Below are 12,226 nucleotides of genomic sequence, written 5' to 3' on the forward strand. Positions count from 1 at the left end.
ATCGCTTCCTGCAGCGAGTCGCGCATACCGCGCTCCATCCGGGACATTGTGTGAGCGTCCAGCCTGCGCTCGATTGTTTCATTTCGCCGAATGATGCCGCCGAGCAATATCCCCTTACATTTATATGTGGATTGGCTATATTAGCTTGGTAGGGACATTCGGGACCCCTCCAAACCCGGATGTCAGGCCTCGATAACTGCCGGGCCATTTTTCCCTGGTGACGCGGCAGGGAATGAAAGAATGAAATGAAAAACATATAGTTGCGGCCCGTCGGAGATCTCTTCTTGCGGGCCGCAGTTCTGTCAGGCTGCATCCAATTTGGCATCGACGAGCAGCTTCACCAGCCAATCGACGAAGACGCGCACCTTGTTGCTGAGGTGGCGGTTCGGGGGATAGACGATATAGAGCCCGAGCGGCTCGCGGTTCCATTCCGGCAGGATCTGTACCAGCTCTCCTTTTTCCAACGCATCGCGGATCATGAAGCGCGGCAGCTGCGCAATGCCAAGGCCTGAAGTCGCTGCCGTCACGAAGGTTCTGCTGTCGTTGACAGAGACCAGATAGCGGGCATTGATCTCCAGTGCCTCGTTGTCCCTGCGGAACTCGAACGGAAGCGTCCGGTTGGTCTGTGCGCGAAAGTAGCTGACCGAATAGTGATCGTTTTCAAGCTCTTCCGGGCGCTCCGGTCGGCCGTACCTCTCGATGTAGAGCGGTGCGGCGCAGGTGATCATCTCCACCTCCGAAACGCGCCTGGCAATCAGCGACTGGTCTGCCGGGGTGCCCGCGCGCAACGCGCAATCGACGTTTTCCGCGAGGTAATCGACGGTGCGGTCGCCGACGCCGAGATCGATGCGGATGTCGGGATATTTCTGGTAGAAATCGCAAAGCGCCGGCACGACGATCCAGTCGGCGAAGGCCCCGGCCATCTCGACGCGCAGCCGCCCGCCAGGCAGTCCTTGCGAGTTGGTGAGGCTGCCGTCCAGCTCCGAAATCTCGGAGACGATCTGCGCGGCGCGCTCGTAATAAAGAGCTCCATCGGTCGTCACCATGACGCGGCGGGTGGTGCGGTTGAGGAGCTTGGTGTGCAGATGCGCCTCAAGCCCCTGAATGAGATTGGTCACCGTCGCCTTGGGCATGGCGAGCGTGTCGGCGGCCCGTGTAAAATTGCCCGTCTCCACGACGCGAATGAAAGCGCGCATTGCCGAGAGCTGGTCCATCGGAAGTCACCTGAGTAGGTTGCAGTGCGGTATTGTTCGAAATACGGAACAGTGTAATCGTAATGAGGCCGCTTATTCCGTGACTGGAATAACAATATCTTTTTCTTGGAAATTGCAAGCCGTTGCGGCAGGCAATATGTTACGCCGATGAAGCAGAGATCGATACGATGACGGTGCAGGTGAAAGACATGGTGTTCGAGAAGGTGGCCATCGGCCCCGTCTCTACCCGCGTCTACCAGGGCGCCGAATACGGCAAGGGTTCGCCGATCGTGCTGTTCTTCCACGGTGGCGCATTTCAGGGCTCCGGGCTCCAGGACAGCCCTGTGGCGGAAGCCATTGCCAGCGCTGGCGCCATCGTCGTCGTTGCCGACTACAATGCACCGCTCGGCGGGGTTTTCCCGAAGCCGCTGGAAGTCGGCTATTCGCTGTTTTCCTACATGGCCAACAAGCGGGCGTCCGGTCTCGGCGACCGCAATTCGCTGTTGCTGGTCGCAGGTGAAGAGGCCGGTGGCAACATCGCGGCCAGCGTCGCCTTCAAGGCCCGCGACCATTACGCCGATGCGCTGGACGGCCAGGTGCTGATCTCTCCTCTGGTCGATCCCTTCATGGGGACGTCCTCGATCCGCGAGGCCGATGCGATCGGCATGCGTGAGCGCTGGGCGGCGGGCTGGAGCCACTATCTCAGCGGCGGCGGCTGCCATCCCTATGCGGCGCCGTGCCTGTGTTCACGAATTGCGGGCGTTGCGCCCGCTCTGATTTTCACCGCTGCCGACGATCCTCTGCGCGATGAAACGCTTGGGTTCGCCGACCGCCTGAAGCAGGCCGGTGTTGCAGTCCGTCAGAATGTCCTTCCTGCCGGGACGGGCTGGACGGGAATTTATGGCGGCAAGACTGCCGAGGCACCGACCTGGCAGTCTTCGATTACAAATGAATTCAAAATGTTCGTTCAGAAAATGAGCGTGAGACATTGATCGCACTAAACCAGACCTGATGTTCCGGCCGCGGAGGCCGTAAGGAGAATAACAATGACGTCGAGTAAGAAGCGCTGGGCCCTTGTGGGCGCCGGTCTGAGCCTTGCTGCGTCCGTTTCGGCCGCAGCTATCTTTTTCGAACTGCCGATGAGTGCAACGGCCACGGCCGCAACCGCGGAGGCGCCGGCTCCCGCGGTGCCTGTCACGGTTGCCATCGTCGCCAGCCGCGACGTGACCGCCTGGGAAGAGTTTTCGGGCCGTCTCGAGGCCATCGACCGCGTGCAGATCCGCTCGCGCGTCGATGGGGCTGTCCAGTCGGTGCATTTCCGCGAAGGGGCGCTGGTAAAATCCGGCGATCTGCTGTTCACCATCGATCCGGCCCCTTACCAGGCCGCCGTTTCGCAGGCCGAAGGGCAGGTGGCTTCGGCCGATGCCAAGGTCAATCTGGCGAAGATCGAGCTTGAGCGCGGTCGCAGGCTTTCCGACAACAAGACCATTTCGCAGAGCGACATGGACCAGCGTCAGAACGCCTTTACCGAAGCGCAGGCCGGTCTGCGCACCGCGCAGGCAGCGCTGCAATCAGCACAGCTACAGCTCGGCTATACAGAGGTTCGCGCTCCCGTTGCCGGTCGCGTCGGCAAGCTTGAGATTACCGCCGGCAATCTGATCGCTGCAGGCTCGACCTCGCCGGCGCTGACGACGCTGGTGTCGGTCGATCCGATCTACGCCAGCTTCAATGCCAGCGAAGAGATGGTCACACGGGCGCTTGCGCAGCTTCCGGTTTCCGATGGTGCTGTGCAGCCTATCGAGCAGATCCCGGTCGAAGTCGGCACGCTTGCCGATCAGGGCACGCCGATCAAGGGCAACCTGCAGCTGATCGACAACCAGGTGGATGCCGCCAGCGGCACCATCGGGGTGCGCGCCGTGTTCGACAATCCGGGTGGCAAGCTGATCCCCGGCCAGTTCGTTCGCGTCCGCATGGGCCAGCCGAAGGCCGAGAACAAGATCCTCGTGAGCGAACGCGCGATCGGAACCGACCAGGACAAGAAATTCGTGTTCGTGGTCGATGCCGAAAACAAGGTTAGCTACCGGCCGGTGCAGCTCGGCATTGCCGCCGAAGGCGAGCGGGTTGTCGAGAGCGGCCTGGCCGTCGGCGACAAGATCGTCGTCAATGGTCTGCAGCGTATCCGTCCGGGTGCCGTGGTGGCGCCTGAGATGGAAGAGAAAGTCGCGGCAGCGAAGTAGACTGAATTTCCCTTCTCCTCTCGGGGAGAAGGACTTTTACCCGAAATGTTCCAACCCACCGGCGGCATCCCAACCGCCGGAGAGGGTCGTTGCATCCCAATTTCATCCCGGAGAGGGCTTTGAAATGAATATCTCTAGGTTCTTTATCGACCGCCCGGTGTTTGCCGGGGTCCTATCGGTCCTCATCGTGGTCGCCGGCCTGATCGGCATGCGGTCGCTGCCGATTTCCGAATATCCGGAAGTCGTTCCGCCATCGATCGTCGTGCGCGCCACCTATCCGGGCGCCAACCCGAAGGTCATCGCCGAAACCGTCGCCACGCCGCTCGAAGAGCAGATCAACGGCGTCGAGGGCATGCTCTACATGTCCAGCCAGGCGACATCCGACGGCGTGATGACGCTGACGGTTACCTTCAAGCTCGGCACCAATCCCGACCAGGCACAGCAGCTGGTGCAGAACCGCGTCAGCCAAGCCGAACCCCGCCTGCCGACCGAAGTGCGCAGCCTCGGCATCACCACGGTCAAGAGTTCGCCCGACCTGATGATGGTGGTCAACCTGACCTCGCCGGACAATCGCTACGACATCACCTATCTGCGCAATTACGGCGTTCTCAACGTCAAGGACCGGCTTGCCCGCATCGAGGGCGTCGGCCAGGTGCAGATCTTCGGGTCGGGCGATTATTCGATGCGCATCTGGATCGATCCGCAGAAGGCTGCCGAGCACAATCTTGCCGCCAGCGACATCACCGATGCGATCCGCGCCCAGAATGTTCAGGCCGCGGCCGGTACCATCGGCGCGTCGCCGAGCCTTCCCGGTATCGACATCCAGCTGAACGTCAATGCGCAGGGTCGCCTGCAGACGCCTGAGGAATTCGGCAACATCATCGTCAAGAGCGGCTCGAACGGCGAGATCACCCGTCTTCGCGACGTTGCACGCGTCGAACTCGGTGCGTCTGATTATTCGCTGCGCTCGCTGCTCGACAGCAAGTCGGCGGTGGCCATTCCCGTGTTCCAGGCACCGGGCTCCAACGCCATCACCATCTCGGACGAGGTCGTCAAGACCATGAACGAGCTGCAACTGGCGATGCCTGAAGGCGTCAAGTACGAGATCGTCTACGATACCACGCAGTTCGTTCGTGCATCGATCGAAAAGGTCGTGGATACGCTGCTCGAAGCCATCGCGCTTGTCGTCATCGTCGTCATCCTGTTCCTGCAGACGTGGCGCGCTTCGATCATTCCGCTGATCGCCGTTCCTGTGTCGATCATCGGTACGTTTGCGGTGATGTATGCATTCGGCTTCTCGATCAACGCGCTCAGCCTGTTCGGACTGGTGCTGGCGATCGGTATCGTCGTCGATGACGCGATCGTCGTCGTCGAAAACGTCGAACGCAACATCGAGAATGGCCTGTCGCCAAGGGATGCCACCTACAAGGCGATGAAGGAAGTGTCAGGCCCGATCGTGGCGATCGCGCTGGTGCTGGTGGCGGTGTTTGTGCCGCTGGCCTTCATCACCGGTCTGTCCGGCCAGTTCTATCGCCAGTTCGCGCTGACGATCGCAATCTCGACGGTCATCTCGGCGATCAACTCGCTGACGCTGTCTCCGGCCCTGGCCGCTCTTCTGTTGAAGGGTCACCATGCGCCGAAGGATTGGCTGACGCGTGGCATGGACTTCGTGTTCGGCTGGTTCTTCCGTGGCTTCAACCGTGCCTTCAGTGCGGGCTCGAATGCCTATGGCAAGGGTGTCGGCGGTCTGGTGTCGCGCAAGAGCATCGTCATGGTGATCTATCTGGCGCTGGCCGGATCGACCTATGCGCTGTTCAACGCGGTTCCCGGCGGCTTCGTGCCGGCGCAGGACAAGCAATACCTGATCGGCTTCGCGCAGCTGCCTGATGCCGCCAGCCTCGACCGCACGGAAGACGTGATCAAGCGGATGAGCGATATCGCCCTCGCAACGCCTGGCGTCGAACATGCCATCGCGTTTCCCGGCCTGTCGATCAACGGCTTCACCAACGGTTCGAATGCCGGTGTGGTGTTCGTCAAGCTGAAGCCTTTCGAGGAACGCAAGACGCCGGATCTCTCGGGTGGGGCAATCGCCATGACGCTGAACCAGAAGTTCGGCGCCATCCAGGATGCCTTCATCGCCATGTTCCCGCCGCCGCCGGTCCAGGGTCTGGGCACGACGGGTGGTTTCAAGCTGCAGCTCGAAGACCGGGCAGGGCTTGGCTACAACACGCTCGACGAGGCGACCAAGGCATTCCTTGCCAAGGCCTACCAGGCGCCTGAGCTTGCTGGCCTGTTCTCCAGCTACCAGATCAACGTGCCGCAGCTCTATGCTGACCTCGATCGTGCCAAGGCCGAACAGCTCGGCGTCTCGGTGACCGATGTCTTCGAAACGCTGCAGATCTATCTGGGTTCTCTCTATGTCAACGACTTCAACGCATTCGGCCGTACCTACAGCGTCCGCGTGCAGGCCGATGCCAAGTTCCGCGCCCATGCGGACGATATCGGCGCGCTGAAGGTTCGCTCTGCATCGGGCCAGATGATCCCGCTGTCGGCACTGTTGAAGGTGAGTGCAACCACGGGCCCCGAACGCACGACGCGCTACAACGGCTTCCTGGCTGCCGATATCAACGGCGGTCCGGCACCGGGCTTCTCGTCGGGGCAGGCGCAGGCTGCGGTCGAACGGATTGCCGACGAGACGCTGCCGAAGGGCATCGGCTACGAGTGGACGGATCTGACCTATCAGCAGATTCTGGCCGGCAGCTCGGGCTTCCTGGTGTTCCCGCTGGCACTGCTTCTGGTCTATCTCGTGCTGGCTGCGCAGTATGAGAGCCTGACGCTGCCGCTGGCGATCATCATGATCGTGCCGATGGGTGTGCTTGCTGCCTTGACGGGTGTCTGGCTCACCGGCGGAGACAACAACATCTTCACCCAGATCGGCCTGATCGTGCTTGTCGGGTTGTCGGCGAAGAACGCGATCCTGATCGTGGAATTTGCCCGCGAACTGGAGTTCGAAGGTCGCACGCCCGTTCAGGCTGCGGTCGAGGCCAGCCGCTTGCGTCTGCGCCCGATCCTGATGACGTCGATGGCCTTCATCATGGGTGTCGTACCGCTCGTCGTCTCCACCGGTGCCGGTGCCGAAATGCGCGCTGCCATGGGTGTTGCAGTGTTCTCCGGCATGATCGGCGTCACCTTCTTCGGCATCTTCATGACGCCGGTGTTCTACGTGCTGATCCGCAAGCTGGCGGGCAACCGTCCGCTGGTGCAGCACAAGGACGACGATCACGAGGGGCACGGCGGTGCCCAGGTGATCCGGATGGCGGCCGAATAGGTCGGCCAACTCTGAAGCTATCGAAGGGCGGGACCACGGTTCCGCCTTTTTTTCTTTGCCGAACGACGTCGTCAGTCGATGATGAACATCTTGGCGCCCGAGGTCGTCCAGGAGCGGTGGGCGGCGTCGCCGCTGTCCGAGACGGTGTAGCCGGTGCCCGGCGTCATCACGAAGGAACGGCCGTCCTTCAGCTCGCTGGTGACCTCGCCCTCCAGTACATAGACGATGTGGCCGCGGTCGCACCAATGGTCGGCGAGATAGCCCGGCGACAGCTCGACGATGCGCATCCGCACGTCGCCATTGTTCAGCGTCCGCCATGTCGCCGTGCCGGTTTCGCCCTTGTGTTCGGTGGCGGGAAGGGCGTGCCAGTCAACGGAGGTGTAGGGCAGCGGCGGAAGCTTCATGGTGGCGATCCTTACAGGGTGTGCTCGGCCTCAGGTCTCGCATCTCCGGCAGCGTGTCCAGTCTTTTGTTTGCCATGCAGCAAGCCGGTTTTGTCTTGCATCAAGGGACGTTAGCCCTATCAATTGGGAAAACACTGCGTGCAGGTGCTTCGGTCTTGACCGGGCAACAGGGAGTTATGGATGCATATCGCCATTATCGGTGCTGCCGGGATGATCGGGCGCAAGCTGACCGAGCGGCTGGTGTCGGACCGCAGTCTGGCCGGGCAGGCCGTCACCCGCCTGTCGCTGGTCGACGTCGTCCAGCCCAGCGTGCCGCAGGGATTTTCCGGTCGGGTCGATGCCAGCGCCGTCGATATTTCCAGCGCCGGACAGGCAGGCAGGGTCGTTAGCTCCAGGCCCGATGTGATCTTCCATCTGGCCGCGATCGTCTCGGCGGAAGCCGAGCTCGATTTCGAGAAGGGCTACGGTATCAATCTCGAGGGGACGCGGGCGCTGTTCGAGGCGATCCGGCTTGCGCATCTTCAGGATGGCTACCGGCCTTGCGTGGTATTCACCTCCTCGATCGCCGTGTTCGGCACGCCGATGCCCGATGTCATCCCCGATGATTTCAACCTGACGCCGCTGACCAGCTACGGGACGCAGAAGGCGATGAGCGAGCTGCTGCTCGCCGATTACACCAGACGCGGCTTCATCGACGGGATCGGCATTCGGCTACCGACGGTGTGCGTGCGTCCCGGCAAGCCGAACAAGGCGGCCTCCGGCTTCTTTTCCGGCATCATCCGTGAGCCGCTTGCCGGTCAGCCGGCGATCCTGCCGGTGCCGGATACGGTTCGCCATTGGCATGCATCGCCACGGTCTGCGATCGGCTTCCTGATCCATGCCGCCAGCATCGATCTCGAGCCGCTCGGCTCGCAGCGCAGCCTCACCATGCCCGGCGTCAGCGCTTCGGTCGGCGAACAGATCGAGGCGTTGCGCTCGATTGCCGGCGACAAGGCGGTGGCGCTGATCCGGCGAGAGCCTGACGCCTTGGTAATGAAGATTGTCAGCGGCTGGGCGCGGGCGTTTGCGCCCGAGCGGGCGGCAGGCCTCGGCTTCGTGGCCGAGACAAGCTTTGAAGAGATTATTCGCGTGCATATAGAAGACGAATTGGAAGGCAAGATCTGATGAACGGCGCAGAGCGTAGCATAGCATTTCTAGGGACCGGGCTGATGGGCGCACCGATGGTGCGGCGTCTCCTCAAGGCCGGGTTCTCCGTTACCGTGTGGAACCGCGATGGCAAAAAGGCCGAAGCGCTCGCAAGTGATGGCGCCGTGGTTGCCCACACGCCTGCGGCGGCAGCGCAGGGCGCATCCGTTGTGTTCACGATGCTGACCGACGACAATGCGGTTGGCGACGTGCTGTTTTCGCAAGGTGTCGCCGATGCGCTGGACCGCGGCGCCATCGTCATCGATTGCAGCTCGATTACCCCGGGTGCTGCGCGCAACCATGCTGCAGACCTTGGTAAACGCGGCATCGGCCACCTTGACGCGCCGGTTTCCGGCGGTGTCGTCGGTGCGTCGGCCGGAACGCTGGCGATCATGGCGGGTGGCGATGCGGATGTCGTTGAGGCATTGGCGGATGTGTTCGCGCCGCTTGGGCGCGTCACCCATGTCGGCCCGAGCGGCACCGGCCAGCTTGCCAAGCTCGGCAACCAACAGATCGTTGCCATCACCATCGGTGCCATTGCCGAGGCGATGATGCTGGTCGAAGCGGGAGGAGGATCGCCGGAGGCGTTTCGCCGTGCCATCCGCGGTGGCTTTGCCGAAAGCCGAATCCTCGAGGTTCACGGTCAACGTATGGTGGAGCGCAATTTCGGGCATGCGGGGCCATCGAAGCTGCAGCTGAAGGACCTCAACAACATCGTCGCGGAGGCTGGGAGCCTATCGCTGACATTGCCGCTGACCGAGGCCGTTCGCACGGAATTCTCGGCCTTCGTGGCAGATGGCGGCGGAGAGACGGATCACAGCGGATTGCTGCTGCAGCTGGAGCGAAAGAATGGCCGCTCAGGAGAAAATTCATAAGCTGGGTGGACGACAAGAAAACAAAAAATAGCGCCAATCTATTGATATGCAATCATTGATAGATTTTTAGTGCCTTCTAATTAATGTCTCGCTCAGCGATCTTTTCGCGGGTGAATGTTGCTGCCACGGGGCAGTCGAGACTATGCTGCTTTGACGTTACGTGAGGCATTGGATGGCTTTGGTATCTAAAAACTCCATACGGTCAGAGCGAGAGTTTCAGGATCTCTTGCGGCGGCTGGAGTTGGCGCTGGATGCATCGCAGATCGGTGTGTGGCAGCATGACCTGCAAAAGGAAGAGATATCCTGGGACGTGCAGATGCACCGCCTCTATCAGACGGGACTGCGAAGCGGTCCCGTGCCGACGTCGATCTGGTCGAGCGCCATCCACCCGGACGACCGCGAACGCGCCTATGCGGAATTCAAGGATGCCGTCGCCAGACGTGGCCAGTACAATTCGGAATTTCGCATCCGCTGGCCCGATGGCGAGATCCGCTACATTCGGTCGCGTGCGCATTTTTATGTCAGCGAGGAAGGGGCGCCGTCCTTCATCGGTGCGGAATGGGATGTGACGGCAGATGTGCTTCTCAACGAAGAGGCCGCTCGGCAGAAAGCGGTGGCGGAGGCGCGGGCGCTGGCGCTCGAAGAGAGCAACGCCCGTATCGAGCATGCAGCCGAGCACGATTATCTGACCGGCCTGCCGAACCGGCGGTTCTTCGACAAGCGGATCGCGCAGCTGGCCGAGGACGAGAGTGTTTCGACACTTGCGGTGATGCATCTGGATCTCGATGAATTCAAGCAGATCAACGACGCTTACGGCCATGCCGCGGGCGATGCCGTGCTGCGGGCCGCTGCCCTGCGGATTACCGCGGCGCTTCCAGAGACCGGCATGGCGGCGCGCATCGGTGGCGATGAGTTCGTTGTCGTGCTTGTGAACTTTGCCAGCATGGACGAACTGCAGCAGATCGCGCGCCATGTGCAGAAGCGGTTGCGCAAGAAGATCCGGTTCGGCCACGAAATGCTGCAATCAGGTGTCTCGATCGGTATTTCATGGTCGGCGGATCGGGGTGATTCAAACCTGCTGGCCGAGTCCGACATGGCGCTCTACACGGCCAAGGCCAGCGGGCGCGACCGCATCGAGTTCTTCACGCAGCGCCTGAAAGACGAGCTGATGGGCAAGCGGCGGATCGCCGAAGAGCTCAAGCTGGCGCTGGTGGCCGGCGAAATCGTTCCCTATTATCAGCTGCAGTTCGACGCCAGGACACGCGAAATCGTCGGCGTCGAGGCGTTGGCGCGCTGGCGCCACAAGCAGCGCGGCATCCTTGCACCCGCCGATTTTCTCAAAGTCGCCGACGAGCACGGACTGACCGCCGAAATCGATGCGTCGATCCTGAGACGGGTGCTGATCGACCGACGTGAATGGCTGCGCCATGGCGTGCGGGTGCCGCGGATATCGGTGAACATATCGGGCCAGCGGCTCTACGATCCGCTGCTGATCGGCGATCTGCAGGCGCTCGATATTCCCGACAACGCCATCGTGTTCGAGCTTATCGAGACAATTTTTCTCGACGATTGCGACGACGAGCTGATGCAGAGCGTCGATCGGATCAAGCTGATGGGGATCGAGATCGAGATCGATGATTTCGGCTCCGGGCACGCGTCGCTGATCGGCCTGGTGCGGTTGCGCCCGACGCGGCTGAAGATCGATCGGCAGCTGGTCGATGCCATCGATACGTCGGAGGAGCAGCGCCGCGTCGTCAAGTCGATCGTCGAGATCGCCAAGGCGCTCGGCGTCAAGGTGATTGCTGAAGGGGTGGAAACCGAACAGCATGCAGTGACGCTTGCCAGGCTCGGCTGCGATGCGCTGCAGGGGTTTGCGCTCAGCCGGCCTGCACCGGCTGAAGAGATCGACCGCAAGTTTTCGGCACTGCTTGCCAGTTAAAGCAGGCTTGCCCGTCTGCCTGATCCGGTATCGGGATCTGATTTCAGGCCGGGTCGAGTTCGCCACGCGCCTCGAGATACCAATCGACGAAGGCAGCGACGCCTGTCTCAAGCGAGGTATCCGGCGTGTAGCCGGTCAGCGCCGTCAGCAGGTCGGGGCTGGCGAAGGTGCGCGGGACATCGCCCTGCTGCATCGGCATCATGATACGCTTGGCCTTCTGGCCGAGTGCCTTTTCCACCGTATCGACGAAATCGAGCAGGCTGGTCGGCTGGCCGCCGCCGATGTTGACGATCCGGAACGGGGCCTGATGCGACAGCGTCTCGACCTTCTCCGAGGCGATCCGATTGCTCTCGGCGGGCATGACGGACGAAAGGCGAAGGACGGCTTCGACGAGATCGTCGATATAGGTGAAATCCCGGCTCATCTTGCCTTCGCCGTAGATCTCGATCGGCTGATCTTCCAGCATGTTCTTGACGAACTTGAAGAGTGCCATGTCGGGCCGGCCCCAGGGGCCGTAGACGGTGAAGAAGCGGAACGCCGTCGTCGGAATCTTGTGCAGATGGGCGTAGCTGTGCGCCATCAGTTCCATCGATTTCTTGGTGGCGGCGTAGAAGGTCAGCGGTTCGTCGGCGCGGTCGGTCTCGTGGAAGGGAACGGTCGGATTGGCGCCGTAGATCGACGAGGTCGAAGCCAGCATCAGGTGGGCGACGCCGACGGTCCTGGCGATCTCCAGGATGTTCCAGGAGCCGATCAGGTTCGAATTCAGGTAGGCCTCAGGGTTCTCGTTGCTGTAGCGGACGCCGGCCTGTGCTGCGAGGTGGATCATCACGTCAGGCCTGGCGGCAGCGACCGCTTCTTCAAGCGCTGCGCGGTCTTCCAGCATGGCGGTGACCGGGCGGAAGCTCGGGAACTGCGCCAGCGCTGCGTTGCGCATGTGCTTGAGCCTGATGTTGTAATAATGCGTCATGCCATCGAAGCCGGTGACCTCGTGGCCGTCCTGCAGCAGCCGGCGGGCGAGATGGAAGCCGATGAAGCCGGCGGTTCCGGTGATGAAATAACGCATGC

Annotated in this window: 9 protein-coding genes; 6 read left to right on the forward strand and 3 right to left on the reverse strand. The window is 61.7% G+C overall.

All coding sequences use genetic code 11. The annotated features are described in order from the left end of the window. Positions 1 to 302 precede the first annotated feature (302 nt). Complete coding sequence (locus GVL52_RS19770) at positions 303 to 1,214, reverse strand: LysR family transcriptional regulator (protein ID WP_160010288.1); 912 nt, start codon at positions 1,212 to 1,214, stop codon at positions 303 to 305. A gap of 167 nt (positions 1,215 to 1,381) precedes the next feature. Here GVL52_RS19770 and GVL52_RS19775 point away from each other — a divergent pair, with 167 nt between their 5' ends. The 3 genes from GVL52_RS19775 to GVL52_RS19785 all read left to right on the forward strand — a co-directional run bounded on the left by GVL52_RS19775 (position 1,382) and on the right by GVL52_RS19785 (position 6,758). Further along, on the forward strand, positions 1,382 to 2,185 hold the full coding sequence (locus GVL52_RS19775) for an alpha/beta hydrolase fold domain-containing protein (RefSeq protein ID WP_160010445.1): 804 nt from the start codon (positions 1,382 to 1,384) through the stop codon (positions 2,183 to 2,185). A 54-nt stretch (positions 2,186 to 2,239) separates the two neighbouring features. Beyond that, the gene (locus GVL52_RS19780; RefSeq protein WP_160010290.1) at positions 2,240 to 3,430 is read left to right on the forward strand and encodes an efflux RND transporter periplasmic adaptor subunit; all 1,191 of its coding nucleotides are present in this window, start codon (positions 2,240 to 2,242) and stop codon (positions 3,428 to 3,430) included. A 124-nt stretch (positions 3,431 to 3,554) separates the two neighbouring features. Then, positions 3,555 to 6,758: an efflux RND transporter permease subunit gene (locus GVL52_RS19785; RefSeq protein WP_160010292.1), complete on the forward strand. Its 3,204-nt coding sequence runs from the start codon at positions 3,555 to 3,557 to the stop codon at positions 6,756 to 6,758. Between the two features lie 71 nt (positions 6,759 to 6,829). Here GVL52_RS19785 and GVL52_RS19790 read toward each other — a convergent pair whose 3' ends face one another. Continuing rightward, a complete protein-coding gene (locus GVL52_RS19790) occupies positions 6,830 to 7,162 on the reverse strand; it encodes a DHCW motif cupin fold protein (protein ID WP_160010294.1) in 333 nt (110 codons plus the stop codon). Between the two features lie 180 nt (positions 7,163 to 7,342). Between GVL52_RS19790 and denD the strand changes: the two genes are divergently transcribed. From denD to GVL52_RS19805, 3 genes are all read left to right on the forward strand, one after another. After that, entirely contained in the window at positions 7,343 to 8,326 is a 984-nt protein-coding gene (gene denD, locus GVL52_RS19795) for a D-erythronate dehydrogenase (RefSeq protein WP_160010298.1), read from the forward strand. Further along, entirely contained in the window at positions 8,326 to 9,222 is an 897-nt protein-coding gene (locus tag GVL52_RS19800) for an NAD(P)-dependent oxidoreductase (RefSeq protein WP_160010300.1), read from the forward strand. Before denD ends, GVL52_RS19800 begins: the two co-directional genes overlap by 1 nt. Positions 9,223 to 9,394: 172 nt before the next feature. Beyond that, a complete protein-coding gene (locus GVL52_RS19805; RefSeq protein WP_160010302.1) occupies positions 9,395 to 11,161 on the forward strand; it encodes a bifunctional diguanylate cyclase/phosphodiesterase in 1,767 nt (588 codons plus the stop codon). 43 nt (positions 11,162 to 11,204) lie between these two features. Here the strand turns inward: GVL52_RS19805 and GVL52_RS19810 are convergent, their stop codons facing one another. After that, positions 11,205 to 12,224: an NAD-dependent epimerase/dehydratase family protein gene (locus GVL52_RS19810; protein WP_160010304.1), complete on the reverse strand. Its 1,020-nt coding sequence runs from the start codon at positions 12,222 to 12,224 to the stop codon at positions 11,205 to 11,207. Positions 12,225 to 12,226: the final 2 nt, after the last annotated feature.

The organism is Rhizobium sp. 18055 (genome assembly GCF_902706285.1).
In the GTDB taxonomy this organism is placed as follows: Bacteria; Pseudomonadota; Alphaproteobacteria; order Rhizobiales; family Rhizobiaceae; genus Rhizobium.